The organism is Psychrobacillus psychrodurans (assembly GCF_050209195.1).
Classification (GTDB): Bacteria; Bacillota; Bacilli; order Bacillales_A; family Planococcaceae; genus Psychrobacillus; species Psychrobacillus psychrodurans.
Genome location: NZ_CP189791.1, coordinates 404,082 through 424,098, shown reverse-complemented (window position 1 = coordinate 424,098; position 20,017 = coordinate 404,082). Strand labels below are relative to the sequence as shown.

19 protein-coding genes are annotated in these 20,017 nt (G+C 36.8%); 13 read left to right on the top strand and 6 right to left on the bottom strand.

Features of this window, described 5'->3' with window-relative positions:
• The first annotated feature begins 32 nt into the window (after positions 1-32).
• Both ACQCPR_RS02145 and ACQCPR_RS02140 read left to right on the top strand, forming a co-directional pair.
• On the top strand, positions 33-1,070 hold the full coding sequence (locus ACQCPR_RS02145; RefSeq protein ID WP_090565178.1) for a toxic anion resistance protein: 1,038 nt from the start codon (positions 33-35) through the stop codon (positions 1,068-1,070).
• A 27-nt stretch (positions 1,071-1,097) separates the two neighbouring features.
• Positions 1,098-1,676, top strand: coding sequence for a TerD family protein (locus ACQCPR_RS02140; RefSeq protein ID WP_090564951.1), 579 nt, complete (start codon positions 1,098-1,100; stop codon positions 1,674-1,676).
• Positions 1,677-1,881: 205 nt separating this feature from the next.
• Here the strand turns inward: ACQCPR_RS02140 and ACQCPR_RS02135 are convergent, their stop codons facing one another.
• A complete protein-coding gene (locus ACQCPR_RS02135; protein WP_090564953.1) occupies positions 1,882-2,802 on the bottom strand; it encodes an SDR family oxidoreductase in 921 nt (306 codons plus the stop codon).
• 157 nt (positions 2,803-2,959) lie between these two features.
• Here ACQCPR_RS02135 and ACQCPR_RS02130 point away from each other — a divergent pair, with 157 nt between their 5' ends.
• Complete coding sequence (locus ACQCPR_RS02130) at positions 2,960-3,133, top strand: hypothetical protein (protein WP_340878859.1); 174 nt, start codon at positions 2,960-2,962, stop codon at positions 3,131-3,133.
• 72 nt (positions 3,134-3,205) lie between these two features.
• On the opposite strand, the gene ACQCPR_RS02125 is transcribed toward ACQCPR_RS02130, so the two are convergent.
• Entirely contained in the window at positions 3,206-4,465 is a 1,260-nt protein-coding gene (locus ACQCPR_RS02125) for a cytochrome P450 (RefSeq protein ID WP_427138035.1), read from the bottom strand.
• A gap of 637 nt (positions 4,466-5,102) precedes the next feature.
• The gene (locus ACQCPR_RS02120; RefSeq protein ID WP_090564956.1) at positions 5,103-6,311 is read right to left on the bottom strand and encodes a NupC/NupG family nucleoside CNT transporter; all 1,209 of its coding nucleotides are present in this window, start codon (positions 6,309-6,311) and stop codon (positions 5,103-5,105) included.
• Between the two features lie 289 nt (positions 6,312-6,600).
• Between ACQCPR_RS02120 and ACQCPR_RS02115 the strand changes: the two genes are divergently transcribed.
• From ACQCPR_RS02115 to ACQCPR_RS02085, 7 genes are all read left to right on the top strand, one after another.
• Positions 6,601-7,302 carry a response regulator transcription factor gene (locus tag ACQCPR_RS02115; protein WP_340878856.1) on the top strand — a complete coding sequence of 234 codons (702 nt, stop codon included), beginning with the start codon at positions 6,601-6,603 and terminating at the stop codon, positions 7,300-7,302.
• Positions 7,299-8,648, top strand: coding sequence for a sensor histidine kinase (locus ACQCPR_RS02110; protein ID WP_427138034.1), 1,350 nt, complete (start codon positions 7,299-7,301; stop codon positions 8,646-8,648). The genes ACQCPR_RS02115 and ACQCPR_RS02110 overlap by 4 nt, the downstream gene beginning before the upstream one ends.
• Before the next feature lie 73 nt (positions 8,649-8,721).
• Positions 8,722-9,435, top strand: a complete 714-nt coding sequence (locus ACQCPR_RS02105) for a PepSY domain-containing protein (RefSeq protein ID WP_427138033.1) — start codon at positions 8,722-8,724, stop codon at positions 9,433-9,435.
• Between the two features lie 334 nt (positions 9,436-9,769).
• The gene (locus ACQCPR_RS02100; RefSeq protein ID WP_427138032.1) at positions 9,770-10,336 is read left to right on the top strand and encodes a PepSY domain-containing protein; all 567 of its coding nucleotides are present in this window, start codon (positions 9,770-9,772) and stop codon (positions 10,334-10,336) included.
• Positions 10,337-10,511: 175 nt separating this feature from the next.
• The gene (locus ACQCPR_RS02095) at positions 10,512-11,933 is read left to right on the top strand and encodes an aldehyde dehydrogenase family protein (RefSeq protein ID WP_340878852.1); all 1,422 of its coding nucleotides are present in this window, start codon (positions 10,512-10,514) and stop codon (positions 11,931-11,933) included.
• A gap of 592 nt (positions 11,934-12,525) precedes the next feature.
• Positions 12,526-13,503 carry a BMP family lipoprotein gene (locus ACQCPR_RS02090; RefSeq protein ID WP_427138031.1) on the top strand — a complete coding sequence of 326 codons (978 nt, stop codon included), beginning with the start codon at positions 12,526-12,528 and terminating at the stop codon, positions 13,501-13,503.
• 19 nt (positions 13,504-13,522) lie between these two features.
• Positions 13,523-15,172, top strand: a complete 1,650-nt coding sequence (locus ACQCPR_RS02085; RefSeq protein WP_427138030.1) for a methyl-accepting chemotaxis protein — start codon at positions 13,523-13,525, stop codon at positions 15,170-15,172.
• Positions 15,173-15,275: 103 nt separating this feature from the next.
• Here ACQCPR_RS02085 and ACQCPR_RS02080 read toward each other — a convergent pair whose 3' ends face one another.
• On the bottom strand, positions 15,276-15,929 hold the full coding sequence (locus ACQCPR_RS02080) for an SIMPL domain-containing protein (RefSeq protein WP_090564975.1): 654 nt from the start codon (positions 15,927-15,929) through the stop codon (positions 15,276-15,278).
• A gap of 115 nt (positions 15,930-16,044) precedes the next feature.
• Between ACQCPR_RS02080 and ACQCPR_RS02075 the strand changes: the two genes are divergently transcribed.
• On the top strand, positions 16,045-17,337 hold the full coding sequence (locus tag ACQCPR_RS02075; protein ID WP_427138029.1) for a hypothetical protein: 1,293 nt from the start codon (positions 16,045-16,047) through the stop codon (positions 17,335-17,337).
• 248 nt (positions 17,338-17,585) lie between these two features.
• Positions 17,586-17,801 (top strand): hypothetical protein, encoded by a 216-nt coding sequence (locus tag ACQCPR_RS02070; protein WP_090564979.1) that lies wholly within the window; start codon positions 17,586-17,588, stop codon positions 17,799-17,801.
• Positions 17,802-17,936: 135 nt separating this feature from the next.
• Here the strand turns inward: ACQCPR_RS02070 and ACQCPR_RS02065 are convergent, their stop codons facing one another.
• Positions 17,937-18,677, bottom strand: a complete 741-nt coding sequence (locus ACQCPR_RS02065) for a LysM peptidoglycan-binding domain-containing protein (RefSeq protein WP_427138028.1) — start codon at positions 18,675-18,677, stop codon at positions 17,937-17,939.
• A 129-nt stretch (positions 18,678-18,806) separates the two neighbouring features.
• Positions 18,807-19,421 (bottom strand): DUF2238 domain-containing protein, encoded by a 615-nt coding sequence (locus tag ACQCPR_RS02060; RefSeq protein ID WP_090564981.1) that lies wholly within the window; start codon positions 19,419-19,421, stop codon positions 18,807-18,809.
• Between the two features lie 107 nt (positions 19,422-19,528).
• Here ACQCPR_RS02060 and ACQCPR_RS02055 point away from each other — a divergent pair, with 107 nt between their 5' ends.
• Positions 19,529-19,894, top strand: coding sequence for a DUF2188 domain-containing protein (locus tag ACQCPR_RS02055; protein ID WP_090564984.1), 366 nt, complete (start codon positions 19,529-19,531; stop codon positions 19,892-19,894).
• Positions 19,895-20,017: the final 123 nt, after the last annotated feature.

The following is a 20,017-nucleotide window of genomic DNA, read 5'->3' as shown; positions in this document are numbered from 1 at the left end:
TACAAAAATTAGAAATTGAACAGCAAGAACAAATGATGGAGGAAAGTAACGATTTAAAAGCACAGCTGAAACGTGACCCACAAGTATTACAGCTAGTAGCAAAAATTGACCCAAAAAACCAAGTTGGTTTATTAGAATTTGGTCGTGAGCCAGCAGATGAAATCTCCAAGTTTACAGGACAAATTTTAAGCACGATCAAATCCAGTAGTATGGAAGAATCCAGTGAACTATTAAAACAGCTCGGTAAGATTATGGATAAATTTGACAAAAAAGACTTTGTTGAAAAACCCTCTTTCTTCGGTAAAATCTTTAAACAAGGTGAGAAATTAATCGAAAAGCTATTCAATAAATATCAAACAATGGGTGGCGAAATCGATAAGGTATTTGTTGAGATAACAAAGTATGAAACTGAGATGAAAAAATCTACAGTTACATTAGAAGATTTGTACGACAAAAACTTCAACTACTTTATGGAATTAGAAAAGTATATTGTAGCTGGTGAATTGAAGGTCAATCAGTTAAGACAACTCGTGCCTAACCTACAGCAAAAAGCTGAAAATGGTGATCAACTAGTACTGATGGAATTGAATTCATTGCAAAATGCGATTGAGCTACTAGATCAACGTATTTATGATCTTGAAATGGCTAAACAGGTATCTTATCAATCAGCACCACAAATCAGAATGCTTCAACGAGGCAACACAAAGTTAATCGGTAAGATAAATTCAGCATTTGTAACAACTATCCCTATTTTTAAAACAGGACTTATCAATGCAATTTCGGCTAAAAGACAAAATCTTGTTGCACAATCGATGAGCGAGCTAGATCGTAGAACAAACGAAATGTTACTCCGTAATGCCAATGATATATCCAAGCAAAGTGTGGATATCGCTAGAATGTCAGGGCAACCTAGTATTAAAATTGAAACAATCGAACAAACATGGGATACGATTATGCGCGGGATGAACGAAACAAAAGCTATTGAAGAAGAAAATCGTAAAATGAGAGAACAAGGTCGTCTTCGTTTGGAAGAATTGCAAAAGAAATATGAGGATGGGCAAAGAAAGTAATTTAAAAATGGATTAGGGGGAAATAAAATGTCAGTTATTAACCTATCAAAAGGACAAAAAATTGATTTAACGAAAACGAATCCAGGATTAAAAAATGTCTTAGTTGGACTGGGCTGGGATACAAACAGATATAGTGGCGGAGAAGACTTTGATTTAGATGCTTCAGCTTTTATTGTAGATGGTAATGGGAAAGCCTTTAATGAAAAGAGCTTTATCTTTTATAATAATCTACAAAGCGAAGAAGGTTCAGTCATCCACACAGGAGATAACCGTACTGGAGATGGAGACGGTGATGACGAGCAGCTTCTAGTTAAGTTACCAATTGTACCCAACGCTGTTCAAAAAGTTGTTTTTACTGTAACCATTCACGATGCAGACCAAAGAAAACAAAACTTCGGTCAAGTTTCAAACGCTTTTATACGAATAGTAAACGAAGATACAAATGAAGAGATTGTTCGCTACGACTTAGGGGAAGACTTCTCAATAGAAACTGCACTGGTTGTTGGAGAAATATACCGCCACAATAATGAGTGGAAATTCAATGCAATCGGAAGCGGATTCCAAGGCGGTCTGGCATCACTAATTACAGAATTTGGATTGAGTTAAAGGAGATTGATTGACAGACAAACTTGATAAGATTACCTAAAAAAGTGATATTAGTTGTGATGTCCTTCACAACCAATATCATTAAAAAACACACGGTAATCATAGAGCAAAACATCTGTCTAAAAGCCTTCCAATACAATAGAATTAGGTTTTGACCTTAAAGGATCGGGCGTCTTTTTGCCCGGTTCTTTTTAATTAATATGCACTACGATGAAGTAAATTGTCCGCCGTTTACATGGAGCGTCTGTCCAGTCACAAAACGTGAATCATCTGAAGCAAGATACACAAACGTCGGAGCTACCTCAAAAGGTTGACCTTGACGTTGCATTGGATTGCCCGCTTGCGTAACTTCGTCCGCTGAAAAACTTGCAGGTATTAGTGGTGTCCATATCCTTCCTGGTGCTATAGCATTTACCCGAATACCTTTACTAACTAAACTATTGGCAAGTGCCCGTGTAAAACCGATAATAGCACCTTTTGTTGCAGTATAATCAATTAGTTGTTCATTGCCATCAAATGCAACGACGGAAGAGGTATTAATAATAGTACTTCCCGGATTTAAGTGTGGTAACGCTGCACGCGTTGTATAAAAATGTGAATAGATATTTACTTTAAAAGTATCGTCGAATTGCTCATCAGTAATGTCAAGTAAACTCAGCTGCTGAAATTGAATCCCAACGTGATTACAAAGGATATCAAGCTTCTTATATTCTTGGATGGTTGCTTCTACTATGTCAACACACTGATTTTTTTCTCGTAAATCTCCAGGTAATAATATACAACGTTGTCCAAGTTCTTCTATTCTTTTCTTTGTACGATTTGCATCTTCGTGTTCATCTAAATAAGAAATTGCAACATTTGCTCCTTCTTTCGCAAAAGCAATAGCGGTTGCAGCCCCTATTCCACTATCACCACCTGTAATGAGCGCAACTTTCCCTTTTAGTTTGTTACTTCCTTCATAATTAGGGTTTTCAATAATTGGATGCGGATTCATTAACCCCTCAACACCTGGTTGTCTTAGTTGACGTTGCTCTGGCACAGTAATTGGTACATCTTCATATCTTGTGATTTTCCCGTAATTAGGATACATTGGATAGATTTGATTTGTTTCGTTTTTATGGGACATAGTAATCCTCCTAAATGTAATAATCCAATTATCTTATGTCCCACTTACAGTTAAGGTGAATATATACGTATGATCTTAAGTGAGGATTGAAGGACGTTACCATTGCAGGTAGCGCAGAATAGATTATTAAGAAGTAATCTACTAAGGAGGCTACACCGTGCAAAGTTCAGTACCCAATAGAGAAGTAGAAGTACTACTGATCAATTATTCAGAGGATCAGGTTAAGGTATTATATAACTCCAATTCTAGTCCATTTCTGCTACCCAAAATTGGAATCCGTCCTCCCTTTTTCTATAATCCTAGATATGAACAGTATTATCCTATTATCTAACATCGTGGTATCATTATTAACTTTTTGGTAGGCTGGTCATAACCGACGTTACATCCAGCCTCAATTTTTTCATCACATTATTCTTTGGATATTCTTTAGAACAATTCCGCTACGGGGGATACTTGGCATACTAACCAAGCTATAGCTCAAATCTTGTTCCGGAAGCTGATAAGCTAAATGATTAACTAAAAAATTGAGCGATACTTCCATTATTTCAATAGTCACAAATTCTCCCGCACAACGGTGTCCCATCATATAATCTCCTCCACCTTGAGGTATGAAATCGAAAGGGCTTTTATCCCATCCGGTAAACCTATCTGGATTAAATATATCCGGGTTATCCCACAATTCTGCATCATGATTTGTTCCATACAAATCAAGTAACGTCAACGTCCCTTCTTTAAAAGCATAGCCTTCCCAAGTAAAATCTTTCCTTACTTTTGCTGCTGCCATTGGAAAGAAAGGATAAAAACGTCTCACTTCTTGAACAAACATTTGAAAATACTTCGCATCTGCAGTCTCGAGCTTTGCTTTTTGCTCAGGATAATGGTGAATTGAGAGTGCAGTAAAATTAACATAAATAGCAATTGCAACAATTGGTCTTAAAATATTTACTACTTCAACAGCTGCTACTTTTTCCTCTAGCCATTTCCCTTCCAAGTCTTTGTGCAAAGAGATTTCTCGTAGCGCAGTACCTTCTGGTGGAGTAAGATGCCCCTCTCGAACTTGATTAACTAAACCTACTACCCATTGTTCTAACTGCTTCCGGGCATACCTCCCTTTCCAATGCTGTGGACCAAGGGCGGTTGGTGATTCAAATAAGGCAGCCAACTGCTCCGCTTTTTCTTTTAGTTCCTCCTCCTTAACCGGAACTCCACTCCATTCACATGCGATTCTACACATGATTTCTTTTGCTTCATCATACAAAACGATCTGCTCCATCTGCTCCCACTTCATTGCAGCTATTTGCCATTGCATTTTCGTAATTTCATGTAAAACTTGTAGGCGACTCTTCGTCATCAACGACATAAACATCGACTTACGATGGCGATGTGCCTCATCATCTAATGTTTGGACCCCTTCCTCTCCAAATAATGTCTTTTGCAAACGTTTAGGAGCTACCCCTTTTCGCATAAATTTCTCTTCATCATAAAACAATTCTGCTGCTTTTTTTCCACTCATACAGATTGCACTCTGCCCTAATAAGCGAGTTTCAAATATGTTAGAGGCGAAGCTTTTCTTTCTATTTGGAATGTACATATATCCTTCTCTTAACAAACTCAGACTGTGATCTAGCCCTTCTTCACGAGGAATATTATTAGTCATGCTCATACACCCTTTCCTACTAAAACTTTCCTCATCATCTTTTCCCTATTGCATCTTATTGAAACTTGGTAAAACAAATAGTAGAAAACAAGCAATTCAAAAAGCAGTCAAATAAGAAAAACCGGGTAAAAGACGCCCGGTACTTTAAGAACAGAAATATGGATATGCCGTTAATTGCAGTGAAGAACGGACGCTTTCCGTGGGCACGGCTTCAGCCGTTTCCTTCGCTTCGTCCAGGGTCTTCAGCTCGCGCTGTTCCCACTTGAGTCGCCGCCCTGCGCTCCAATCAACCATGTACTCTTGAAGCAATCATAGATGATGTTATCACTACATAAAATTAGACCACTCTTACCATCTAAACGATAGGCTATGCCCTACCCTTATAATGGAATACTACACACTTGTTGATGGAAGAGGAATGTGGCGACCCCTGTGGGATAAGCGAGAAAGTCGATACTCTTCAGGTAGTGTACAAGGAAGCTCGGCATCGCCCGTGGAAAGCCTCCACATGAAACGAAAATCACAGGATTATTCGTTCTTTAAAGCCCTACGAATCGACATATTTATATATTTTCCTATCTCTTAAAATAAAACCCCATCCAATCAAAATGGATGGGGTTTACTCACTATATTATATTTAAATTTAAATGAACATACCTGCAATAGATGCACTTAAAAGTGAAGCTAACGCTCCTGCTGCTACTGCACGAAAACCTAAACGAGCAATATCTGAACGACGACTCGGTGCCATTGAACCAAGACCTCCAAGTAAAATAGCCATAGAGCTTAAATTGGCAAATCCACATAACGCAAAACTAACCACAATGACAGTTTTAGGCGATAAATTTGCAATCTCAGGTGCAAATGAAGAATAAGCAACAAATTCATTCAATACAAGTTTTTGCCCGATATATGAACCTGCTTGTACTGCTTCTGCCCATGGAACACCAATTGCAAATGCTAATGGAGAGAAAACAAATCCTAAAACACCTTCAAGTGAGAGATCACCGTATCCGAACCACCCACCTATACCTCCAAGTAAACCATTAAGCAACGCAATAATTCCGATGAAAGCTAACAGCATCGCACCGACGTTCAGTGCAAGCTGTAGCCCTTCACTAGCTCCTTTTGCAGCTGCATCAACAACGTTTGCCGAACTTTCATCCTTTTCCATGACAAAATCAGTTTCATCTACCTCTTCTGTTTCAGGAATCATTATTTTTGCTAAGATCAAGCCTGCTGGTGCTGCCATAAAGCTAGCAGCTAACAAGTATTCTAGCGGAACACCTAATAATGCATACCCTACAAGCACAGAACCTGCTACAGACGCCAATCCTCCGGTCATAACAGCGAAAAGTTCAGATTTAGTCATTTTTGCTATAAAAGGTCGAATAACTAGTGGAGCTTCTGTTTGTCCCACAAAAATATTTGCTGCAGCAGAAATGGATTCCGCTTTTGAAGTTCCTAAAATTTTAGAAAGAACTCCTCCAATAATTTTAATAAAGAACTGCATAACTCCTAAATAATATAGAATAGAAATAAGTGAAGAGAAGAAAATGATAATTGTCAACACTTGAAAAGCAAAAACTACCCCAGATTGATTTGCCACTAAGGGTCCAAATAGGAAAGAAATTCCTTCGTTTGCGTAGGAGATTAAGTTTTGTACTCCATTCGAAAACTTAACCAGAACTTCACGTCCTGTTTCCCACTTCAGCACCACAAAAGCAAATAAGATCTGTATCGTCAACCCTGCTAGGATTGTTCTTAATTTAATCGATTTTTTGGCACTTGAGAAAAGAAAAGCAATACCTAAAACGACTAGAATACCGCAGATTCCCCATAACACATTCATCATTGTTCCTTCTTTCTATACAGTAGTAAACACTACTTTTAATATCCGGGTTGATTGATGTCTGACGACAGACGACTCAATCGCATATTACCAAATAGAATAATCGATGTAAAATGAAAGGCTATTCAAACTTTTCAAGTATAAATTATTATTGTTGGTTTACCCTATTTCCTCTAAAATAATATTATTTTTTTCAGATTCCTCTTTAAACCTAACCCTTCTCTTACTCCATGGGTCATTTATTATTGATATAATAGAGCTACTAATGGATTCGAAAGGTGTGAATAACTTGTCTAAGGAATCGATTTTAATCGTAGAAGATGAAGAAAAAATAGTAAGGCTACTTGAAATTGAATTGGACTATGAAGGCTATGAAACCGGCAAGGCTTTGGATGGGATTGAGGCTTTTGACATGTTCCTTTCACAAAAATGGGATTTGATCTTACTAGATATAATGCTTCCAGGTATGAGTGGAATTGAATTACTACGACGCATTCGAGGAAAAAATTCTGTGGTTCCAATTATCTTATTGACTGCCAAGGATTCTATTGAAGACAAAGTATCTGGTCTCGACCTTGGCGCAAGTGATTACATAACAAAGCCTTTCAGAATGGAAGAATTGCTTGCTAGAATTCGTGCAGTGCTAAGAATGAGCCAAATCACTATTCCTACAAGTCCAATAGATGACGAGTGGATTCAGTTTAGTGACTTACGAATTAATGAAAAAACAAGAGATGTTTTTAGAAGTGATTTAGAAGTCAGTTTGACTCCAAAGGAATATGATTTGCTTTTATATTTACTGAAAAACAAGCGACAAGTATTGGATCGTGGACAGATTCTTGAATCGGTATGGGGCTACGACTACTATGGGGATACAAAGATCGTCGATGTATATATCAGATACCTTCGTAAAAAAATCGATGCAGATCATGAGACTGCACTCATACATACAGTGAGAGGCGTAGGATATGTCCTGAAGGATGCCACATGAAACTACGTAATAAAATAAATCTATATACGTCGGTATTATTTATCGTGCTGTTGATAATCATGAATTCTTCTATCTATTTTGTATTTAGTCATTTAATGAAAGAAAATGAACTAGAGCGTACACAAGCAGAGGTCGAAAAGGTGGTCACCGATATCAAAATAGCGGCTGACAGTATAGCGCCTAGTGAGTTATTACGTGCTAACGTACCGGTGGACGGCATGATTCAATTATTGAAAGAGGACTTAACTACTGACAATAAAATCACCTCCCTATCTGAGGGAAAACTAAGTTCACGGGACAATAACTTTTACGACGGAGAGTTTAGTGAGTTGTTAACATATGAGGGAACATCATATGTTTTTGTATCGTTCCCCATGGTGTGGCTTGACGGATCTATTGTGAATTTACAGATGACCACTAGTATTGAACCTACTAACGATATGATTCATTTATTAGGAATCGTTTTAATATTTGTAACTTTAATTGCAGTCTTACCAACCCTAATTTCTAGTCGAATTTTAAGCAATTTAATCATCCAACCAATTCGTACAATGATTAATACAATGAAAGATATACAAAAAAACGGTCAATTTAAACAATTAGAGCTAAAGGATACTACCGAGGGAGAACTAGTAGAAATGGGCGAAACGTTCAATCATATGATATCGCTGCTTCAAAAAAACTATGAAAAGCAGGAACAATTTGTCTCCAATGCATCACATGAGCTTCGAACTCCTTTAACAATTATTGAAAATTATGCAGATTTAATGAAGCGACGAGGTTTAGAACGGCCAGACTTATTTGAGGAATCCATTGATGCCATCCACTCTGAGGCTATTCGAATGCGAGAAATGACAGAGCAGCTATTGTCCATTGCAAGACAGGAAAAATGGATTCTCCAAATGGAGCAGATTAACATTTGCCAGCTTGTCCAGGAAATAGCGAACACCTTTCAAACAACTTATCACCGCGATTTATTTGTCGAAGGGAGCAAGCAGATAATTGGTTATGCTGACATTCAAAAGCTGAAGCAATTACTCTTCATCTTTTTAGATAATGCGCGTAAGTATAGTGATGGCCCAATTACTATTCACGTTGGACAGACAGAAAAAGAGACCACTATCCAAATCAAGGATAGAGGAATTGGCATACCTAAAGAGGATCTACCGAAAGTTTTTGATCGTTTTTACCGAGTTGATCAAGCAAGAAGTAGGAAGCAAGGTGGTTCCGGCCTCGGACTAACTATGGCAAAAGATATTGCAGGTGCACTCGGTGCACGAATTGAACTAAGTAGTAAAGAAAACCAAGGCACAGTCGTGACGCTTTTTTTGCAAAAAGAAAAATAGACTTTCTCCCCGAATTCTAACTTTCGAGTTGTACACTATTGCCAACAGACAGAATCATGAGGTGACGCATACGATGAAGATAAATAAATCCAGTTGGATAATTGGAGGAACCATATTAGTAGTTTTGTTAGTATTCGGTGTGCTTTGGCTATCTCTTTTTTCTACTAAGACTCTCACAGAAAAGGAATTGAAAGAAACTGCGCTAGCAAAATATCCAGGTGAAATTATCCACGCTTCGAAATCCGATAACGAGTATCAGATTGAAATTCAAATGGAGAATGGTGTTTACATTGTTAGGATGGATACAAAAAAAGGAGATATACTTTCACTAGAACAAATGACGACTGAAGAGGTAGCACCTCCCTTTAATAAACTGACTAAGGATCAAATAAAAAAAGAAATTACTACACTAGGTGAGTTAAAATCCATTCATTTTATAAATAATACAGATACCCCATACTACGAAGCAATTGTTCAGAAGGAAAATGAGGAAATCACGCTAAAAATAGACCCGTATAACGGTTCCATAATAGAGTCAACTCATGCTCCAACAGAAGAACCCGTAACAACAGAAAGCACAATTCTCACTGAGCAGGAGGCACTCATTATTGCAGCAGAACATTTAAAAGGCGTTGCAGATGATGATGTAGAACTTCATCACCCTTCTGGTCAAACACCATACTACTTGGTGGAGGTTGAGATTGAAAATGGAGAAAACGATCGTGAAGCAGTTGTCCAAGTTGATGCATACACTGGTACAGTGAAATCGGTAGATTGGGAGGATTAAAAGAAGCCCTAAATAAGGTTGGTCGCGGCAACTACCGCTACCAACCTTTCTTTTTGAAAAATTGTTCTGCCGCATACTCTTTTATCTCTACGTGCTTGTGCAGAAGCACTTCATTGTGATGTTTCGATGTTTACTGACGTTCATTTTTATTTACTTGAGGTCTATCTATATACTGCTTAGGTAACCCTTACTTGCGAATCAGGAATTTTTTCCAATCTTCCTACGAGTGTAAATTTATTTTCTATCCAAATTTTAACCTTCCCCTCCCCATCCTTTCTTTTTGGTTGTTTATAGTAGTACATGTAAGGCAAACAAAACTTAGGAGGAGAAATAAATGAAAAAAATAGTAATTGGTTCATTAGCAGCTGCACTTGTGATTAGCGGAGGACTTACGATTAATGCTCTAGCAGATGACGACAACCTTAAAATAAGTAAATCGCAAAACGAAAAATTGATCGGTATGGAAAAGGCTAAAGAAGTGGCACTTACGCAAGTAGATGGAAAAATTGAAAGTGTAGAATTGGAACAAAGAAACGGAAAGACATTTTATGATGTAGATATCGATGCAGAAAAATCTAAAGAATACGAAGTACGCGTCGAAGCTTACACAGCAAAAGTCTTAAATATAAGAGAAGATGACGATGACCAAGACGACGATGATGATCAAGTGCCTACTAATGCTAAGCTTATAACAGAAGCTAAAGCAATTGAAATTGCTCAGAAACAAATTAAAGGAACACTATCAGAAATCAAATTAGATTCGGATGATGGTCAGTTTGAATATGAAATTGAGCTTCGCACAGCCAAGGGCAAAGCAGAGTTCACAATCGATGCAACCACAGGGAAGATCCTTGAATCTGAGCTAGACGACGATGATGACGACGATCGTTATGACGATTAAAATATAATACTAATCGCTTGATGTGCACGCATCAAGCGATTTTTTTGATTACTAGAATACATGGGAATATTAGAACTGGTATTAATGGGTATGGTAGAGTTAGAACAGGTATTTCAGCTATATTGCGATCCATATCGGCTAATCACACTAAGTATAATCTTGAAAGGATGATTCGATGAAAAAGCATTATTTCGTAAATGGTGAATGGAAATCTTCAAATAAATATACAGAACTACTTTCTCCCCATACAAAAGAAGCTATAGCACAGATTCCACAAGCTACTCTTGAAGATGTTGAAACAGCAATTGACATTGCGTATGAAACAAGAAAACAAATGGCAGCTTTAACTGCATACGAAAGAGCAGCCATTTTAGAACAAATTGCACAATTATTTATGGATAATCGTCAGAAAGCTGCGGAAATCATTTCTTTAGAAGCCGCTAAACCTATTAAATATGCATTAGGTGAAATTGATCGTACGATTGAAACCTATAAATTCGCTGCAGAGGAGGCTAAACGATTAACTGGAGAGATGATTCCAATGGACGCAGCAAAAAACGGGGCAAACCGTTTTGGCTATACAATTGAAGAACCAATTGGAGTAATTGGGGCGATTACACCATTTAATTTCCCACAAAACTTAGTAGCACACAAAGTTGGTCCTGCAATTGCTGCTGGCAACACAATCGTTTTGAAACCAGCCTCACAAACTCCCCTTTCTGCACTCTTTTTAGCGGAATTAATCGATCAAACAGCACTGCCAAAAGGTGTATTCAATGTAGTGACGGGTAGCGGAAAAACTATTGGAGATGCACTAGTCAAAAACGACAAAGTAAAAATGATAACATTTACTGGTAGTCCTGCAGTTGGAAAAGGTATTCGAGATAAAGCAGGATTGAAGAAAGTAGCTCTAGAACTTGGTTCTAACTCAGGCTTAATTATCGACAAAAATGTAGATTTAGCTCAAATTGTTCCAAAATGCGTAATGGGTGCATTTTCTAACCAAGGTCAGGTATGTATCTCTTTACAGCGCACATATGTAATGGATGAAATATACGATGAGTTTCTGGAGCAATTTTCCACACTAACAAACCAGCTCGTAATTGGAAGCCCAGATGATGAATCAACAGATATTTCGGCTATGATTCATCCCGACGAACAAGCACGTGCGCTAAGCTGGGTACAAGAAGCAGTCGAACAAGGCTCTAAGATTATCTCTGGTGGCACAATAGAAAATGGTGTTTTCTTACCTACTATTTTAGCAAATGTTTCCTCAACCTCTAAAGTTTCTTGCCAGGAGGTTTTTGCACCAATCGTTGTAGTTAACCGTATTTCTTCTATTCAAGAAGGCATTTCCGCTATCAACAATTCCGATTTTGGTTTACAGGCTGGCATTTTCACAAATGATATACAAACAGCATTTAAAGCTTCGAAGGAATTACAAGTTGGAGGTGTCATGATTAATGATATTCCTACCTATCGTATTGACCAAATGCCATACGGAGGTGTGAAAGAAAGCGGTACCGGTAAAGAAGGTGTTAAATATGCAATTCATGAAATGACAGAGACAAAGCTGGTTGTTTGGAATCAGCAATAACCTAAGATAAAAATTCGAGTAATAAATAATAATGTTTTAAGAACAGAAACATAGATATTGTTGATTTCGGCTCTGGGCGGACGCTTTCCGTGGGCACGGCTTCAGCCGCTTCCTTTGCTCCTGCGCAAGCTCGTCGCAAAAAAGATTTTCGCTACGCTCCAATCAACCATGCGCCTGAAGTAAACGGATAATTGAAGTCTATGGTACTTACTATTTTACCGCGTATTTGAAAATCATTAATGTTGAACTGGACGCTATTACAAAGAAATTTTACTGTCCGCATTAATATCATTGAATAACAGCATTTCTAATTCAATAGAAATCATAGATGATGTCTCACTAAATAAATTTGGACTACTCTTACCATCTAAGTGATAGGTTTGCCCAATCTTATCTTTAAAACTCTACGAATCCAGTGTTCACAGAACATTTTATACCCTATCTTTTAAAAGAGGAGCCAAACTATGGCTCCTCTTTTTCTTTCCCCTCTAAATTTCTGAATTATTAATGTAAACAAAACCTATTAAATATCTCGGGTTTTGAATCGATAGTAGTATAGTACAACAATATTTATTATGTTAGGAGTGGCTTTATGAAAAATAGTATTGTGATTGGGTTATTATTCATGTTTTTATTGGTCATAAGTGGATGTGCTGAGAGGGACACGACTTCTGAATCCCATCAGCTAAAAGTCGGTATTATGCTTTCCGACGCTGGACTTGGAGATCAATCATTCTCTGATTTAGGATTCCAAGGTTTAGAAAAAGCACGTGACGAGTTAAATATTTCATTTGATTACCGTGAAATTGATGATACAGATACATATGCAAAAGGCTTAGAAGAGCTAGTGAAATCCGGTAACGACTTAATAATCGGACTAGGGTTTGCCATCCAAGAGGATCTCGAAACTATTGCAAAAAAATATCCAGAAGAATCATTTTTACTGATAGATGCTCAATCGGAGCTACCCAACGTATACAATGTAACATTTAAAGAAGAGGAAGCATCGTTCTTGCTAGGAGCAATCGCGGGCATGAAAACAAAAAGTAATGTCATAGGATTTGTTGGAGGCGAGGATGTTCCTCTCATTCATAAATTTGAAAAAGGTTTTACGGCTGGAGTGAAGTCTGAAAATCCGAATGCTGTTATTTTGTCTAAATACGCAGGTGAATTTGGTAACGATAAATTAGGTGAAAGCATTGCAGCGGAAATGATTTCAGCTAAAGCTGACTTTATATATCCAGCTGCTGGATTTACAGGAGTAGGCGTTATAAATGAATCACAGCGCTCAGGTACTTATTCATTTGGAGTAGATAGCGACCAGTTTTATTTGGCTGAGAAAGCAGTGGTCTCCTCTATGCTAAAACAAGTGGACGTCGCTATTTTTAATACCGTTCAAGAACTTGTAGAAACCAATAAAATCCCCCAAAAAGATCAACTATTAGGAATAAAAGAAAATGGCGTAAGTATAGCACCAATTCGTGTAATCGATCTATCTACTGCTGAGCAAAATCGATTAGCAAAACTACAAGAAGATATCGCAAGTGGTTCCATTAAAATACTACAATAGAAATTAGGTGACTTGAATAATGAAGCTTAAACAGAAGATATTAATGATATCAATTATTCCTTTGCTACTATCTGCTTGCATCATCGCCTATAACATAATTCAACTAACGGCGTTAAAATCCTCTACGGAAGAAATTGTGGAAGCTTTAGTTAAAGTAGAAGAGTTAAATAGTTCAGCAAAAAGTTTACAAAAATCATTAAGTGTATATTCCCTTAACATATCAGAAAGCAATAAAAATGATATTGAGGTAGATTTAGCATCAACAAAATCTATAAACGATCAGCTAACTCCTTCCTTAACAACAACCGATCAGAAACAACTGAATACTAGCATAGCTAAAAAGTACGAAGAAATATTAAATTATTCTAATCAAGCAATTTCAGAGCAAAACCTTGCAGAGATAAAAAGACAATCCACACGTACCAAAGGATTAATCAATGATGTGATTCGATTAAAACGAAATATTACTGCTGAATATTCGATTATGCAAAGTAATTTGCAAAACAAGATTGATGGAATTATTTACATTTCGATTATTTTAATAGTCCTCTTACTAGTTGGTAGTATTACATTGGTGATTTTCTTTACAAACAGGATTGTTCGACCAATACGCGACATTACCAAAAATGCTGAGGAAATTGCAAATGGAAACCTTGCAGTAGATATTGTACAGGTAAAAACCCGTGATGAAGTGGCTACATTACAGAAATCCTTTGAACAAATGACGCTGAATTTAAGAGAAGTCATTACCCATGTCTCTGATAGCTCCAATCAAGTAGCAGCTTCCGCTGAAGAGTTAATGGCAAGTGCAGACGAGACCATGAAGGGTACCGAACTAATCTCTACTTCAATTCAACAGGTTTCAGAAGGAGCAGAACACCAAACAAATATGGCAAAAGAATCAGCTCGCTCTGCTGAAGAAAGCTCAAATGCAATAACTCTAATTGCAGAAAAAGCAAAAGACACAATGGAAATAACGATTGCAACAAATGAGAAAACCATGCAAGGATCTGCATTCGTTCAAGATACTGTAGCACAGATGAAATTAATAAATGATGCAGTATTAGAAACAGATCAAGCACTTGTTACGCTCAATGAGCGTTCTAAAGAGATTGTTCACATATTAAAACTAATAACGGACATTGCCGAACAAACTAATCTGCTTGCCTTAAATGCGGCGATCGAAGCTGCACGTGCTGGTGAAGCAGGTAAAGGCTTTGCAGTAGTTGCAGATGAAGTTAGAAAACTATCGGAACAAACTAGAAAATCGGTCTCTGACATATCCGATATTGCTAACGAAATTGAAAAGGATACGAAGCAAACGGTAACATCTATTAATGGTGTTAAGGAAAAAGTTGATTCCGGGCTTACAATCGCGCATCATACAGAAGAAACTTTCCAGGATATCCTGACATCTGTAGGGCAAGTAAAAGAACAAGTTGGAGATATATCGTCCATAACAAATAACATTCATAACATTGTAAGAGACGTTGCAACACAAGCTAATAATATGTCTACAGTAGCAAGCGACACATTTGATAGTTCATCTTCTGTTGCTGCAGCTTCCGAAGAACAACTTGCATCAATGGAAGAAGTATCTGCTGCGGCTGTCTCTTTAGCAAACCTTGCTGAGGATTTACAAGTAAGAGTATCTAAATTTAATATTTAATAAAATTATCCCTGTGTATAAATTTCATACACAGGGATTTTTTTTAGCTGTGGTTAATGGACCTTTAAAAGCAGTCGCCCAGTTTAAGAAAATGTCCGTTATTTTAATATTGGTACTTTACAGTAACGGTTGCAGTTATAGAAATCTCCCCTTGCTCAATCGGTGTTCCCGCCTGTGAACTAGCCATAGATAACGTTTTATAACGCTCTGGTCCACTTTGTTGCTGCTCCTCCACGATGGAAATTGGTTGTGGATGTAGTGTGAGCTTCATCGTTTGCGCAATGGTTTGAGCTTTAACTTGCGCATCATGTAGAGACCGCTGAAGTGCCTGTTGATAAACAAGCTCTGGATTATCTAGTCCAAATTGAATTGACGATATACTATTGGCACCATTCGCCACCGCAGTATCGATTACTATACCAGCTTTTCCAACATCGTCTATTTTAACCGTAATAGCATTCGTCACCTCATATCCTCTAAATAACTGTTTTCCTTCTATATAATCATATTGAGGAAAAACATTAAAAGCCGCTGTTTGTATATTTTCCCTCGGGATATTTAAAGCCAACACAGACTGAATAACGCGGCTCATGATTTCCGCATTTTCAGCCTGTGTTTGTTGTACCTCTTCCCCTTCTGTCCTTACTTCTACTTGAAGTTGAACATAGTTTGGTGAGACCTCTACCACCCCACTACCAGTTACCGTAATGACTCGCACCATAGGAACCGATAGTGTTGGAATACCTGAATACAACATGGAATTACCACCTTTTTTATATGTTTATTTTAACAACAACTTTATTCATCACAAATAACAATAACGTTCATAAAATAAGGCATAATGACTTTCAGTGTAAAAGGAGTATGAAAAAGTGAAAGAATCGAAGGTCCATTTAGTTTCCGCTGCCCTGGGAAAGAATAATAACCAAAATCATTTTTACAACAATCCCCATTTAGAGTTTCTAGAAGAACAAACATCCGTAAATAAGCATCTTATGAACTGTGTTTCTCAGCTGGACCAATCCTGCAAAACAATTTTAAATGATATACGTGATCAAAACATAATCCTTAACAAGTTAAATAATAATCATAGATATGATTATGGAAATATTAAAAAGATACTGCTCAATTTTGCACAAACCTCAAAAGAATCCAAGTCCCAATTACAAAAAGTAGGGCAAACACTTCATTTAATCCATGTACATTTGGATAACCAATCTGATTTTAACGAGGTAACTAATAAACGAACAGAAAATTTAGAGAGAGCGTTAACCAAATTACAAGGAAGTGTAAATAGACAACGAAATTTCCTTAATAACTTTGCCATTAAACAAAACAGTTCTTTCGACAACATTAATGCTCAATTAGGCCAACATGGAAAACAATTTGATACGCAAAGGGAAATAATACAAAATGTAATAGAAGAACAAAATCGCTTTTTTACTATCGTATCGAAAAACTTAAAAGAACAGAACCTCTTGTACAAAATATATTCCGATAAACAAGATGAGTTAATACAAAATAACACCATTTTTTCCAATGGCGTCCTATCTAAGATTGATCACCAGGAAGAAATATTCAATCTATTAAACGAACAATTTAACAGACAAAAAGAAATTTTAATTGAGTTGTCAGAAACTCAAAATAATCAGTTTGACTTAATCTTAAATCAGTTTAAAGAACAAAACCATTTCAATAACTGTCTGAGTGAAAAACAGGAACTTTCCGAGGAAATGGATGAATTAATATTTGAGGAAATCAAACTTCAAATAACACAGCAGGATGACATATACAATTACTTACAAGATAGCCTTAATAGACAGCAAGGTTTTTTGCTTCAACTATCCGATAATCAAAATCGGCAACTTAAAAAAGTAACCGATAGCTTAGGGAACATAAAAGAGACTGAAGTAAGACATAACGACACATTAACTGAAGTAAAAGCATCTATCGAAAAAATATTATATGCTAAAGGAAATATAGGTAGACATCTATCCAAGCTCCCCCCAGACTCCCCCATCAAACAAGTTATTTTAAGTGGTGTAGCAATTCCCGTAGAAAAACTAGTTTTAGTCAATCAAAATACGGGAATTGCTTTTTTTGCAAGTGGTACTCAAACTATCTCCATCGATATCGAAAAAATAGAAGGCATTCATTGGGAATAAGAGTATATAAAAAGTTGGTTATGACTTCAGTCATAATCAACTTTTTATTATTCCGATTCTAACATTATTTGAAATTGGAGACTCACTACTTTATAAACTTCTTTTACTTGCAAATCTCAGTGTACAACCCTCTCTACAAATTTACTTTCCACTATTAGGATATTAACTTAGTTTCTGAGATTCAAAATTAATATATTATAGTATCTCCTCCAGTACGAGGAGAATTTTTTAAAGGAGGTGTGATAAACATGAACCAAAGAAGAGAAGAAGGTATTTGTGGTTTATTAGCAACGCTCTCTCCAAATCAACGTGTAAACGAAATCGTAGTGGATGGTTTCAGTGAGTCCGTATTTCGTTTTATAAACTTTGAAGAAGATACGCATCTTGCATATTTTAGAGAAGAATTGGGCGGATTAGTAGTTGCTGATTGTCGTCGTATTTCCTTGATAGACTTCCCTGCATAATGAGTAGTGAATTTACTTTCTAATTTATACCTTCAATAACTTAATAGATCAACGCTTGAAGTTATGTATTAACGAAAGTAAGAGAGACCAAGCGAATATATTCGCTTGGTCTCTACATTTATTCATACATACGGATTAATTTAAAATTTTAACTTTCACTGTTTTATGTCCCCAATTGATCGCTGCTTGTTTAGACGGAATGAAAATATCTATTTTATTTCCTTTAATACTACCGCCAGTATCACCAGCAATTGCTTCTCCATAGCCTTCTACCCATACTCGAGAACCTAATGGAATTACATTTGGATCAACAGATATAACTTTTTGATTTGGATTTGCCTTTAAGTTAATACCAGTAGCTGTAATCCCCGAACAACCTACGCATGACGCTGTATAAGCTGTTGAAGTCATCGTTAACTCTTTCTCAACAGAAGCAGTTGCTTTTGCCTCCGAAGTTGGAGCGTTAGAAGTAGCTGAAGTCGTCGTAGCTGCACTTACTTTAGGCTGTATAACATTCGATCCTTCCAACACTAATTTATCTCCAGGTATGATTAAATCACTAGTTAGCTGATTACTAGTCATTAATTGTTTTATAGTCATATTATGTTTTTTTGCAATACTAGATAATGTATCTCCTGAAACAACAACGTAAGTTTCTAGAGCTTCCTCTACTTTTAATTGTTGAGATGGAAATATAATAGTTGAATTAAGATTGTTCCATTGCTGTAAGTCCTGTACACTTACATTCTCTGCTTGAGAAATAGACCAAAGTGTATCTCCTTTTTCTACCGTATGAACACTTGATGCAGACGCTTGTCCTGCCGCTCCTACTGATAGTGTTGCAATTGCGGTTAGTGCAATAATGTGTTTTTTCATAAAATGAATTTCCTCCTTTTCACTAACGAGATTCATCATACCATCTACATATGACAGAACCATTGCAATATCATTAGAAGAAAATATCATTTAAGTGACAAAATTCGACACGTTGCAACATTTGTAATATTACTTTTTTAGTAACTTATTATGCCATTTCGATAAGATTAGTAAAGCGATTAAACAACCTGTGAAGGCTAACGCCATATCCCATTGAGCATCCCATTGATCTCCTTGCATACCTACAAAGTCTTTAGCAGCTTTGCCACCTTTCGAAATTTTGGTACTTAACCACTCAATAATTTCGTATAATGCTGCAATGGATAAGATGATGCTTGTCGTGATTCCAAACAACCAAGCTCCGTTTGATAATGGTGTAAGGCGTAGTAATAACTCTCTTACTACAATTGCGGAGAAACCTTTAAAAAAGTGGCCCATACGATCATAATGATTCCGTTTTAAATCAAACTCCTCCTTGATCCAATTGAACAAAGGAACCTCAGAATATGTATAATGACCTCCTATAAATGTAAGAATACACAAAAAGACTATGATAAAGTATGACAATGTTGTAAATCGGAACTTCCTATAGGTTAAGGTCAGTATGATAATAATAACCAACCCTGGGCTTACTTCCGCTAGCCAATCTAGATAATCTAATGGGTTGATAGCTGACCATATTAATACGAGGATAACAATAATAAGTAAGTTAATATGTATTTTAGAGCTTGCTTGATATCCCAAACTTCCTTCCTCCTTTCATCATATAGAATGTCCAAAATAGCTTTTAATGATTCATATACGTTTCAGACCCTCAAAAACGGGGAAACGGATGCTAAGGAGGCGTTACTATGCCATGGAATAAAAGCGATTATCCTGATTCAATGAAAAACTTAGATGCAGATGTAAGGGAGAAAGCCATTGAAATTGCCAATGCATTGTTAGAAGATGATTATGAGGAGGGACGAGCGATTTCTATCGCTACTTCTCAGGCAAGAAAAGCAATACATGGTGATGGAGAGGAACGTGTCACATACGAAGTTATTTCTCGTGAAACTGACTGGGTCCTCATGAAAGCAGACGGTAAACGTGCCATAATAGTAGAGGAAACGAAAGAAGAACTACTTCAAAAAGCAAAACCATATGTAAATGAACAAAACGGAATATTAACGATTTATGAGGAAGATGGCTCTATACAGGATACTTTATACGATTGATGAAAGCACAGATACTTTTCTGTGTTTTTTTAAAGATAAGAAATTATAGAATGATCAGTTAAGATTTAAGGTACTTAAGAAGGAAATGAGGCTGATGGTTGCCATTTCAGTTGAATTTTTCAC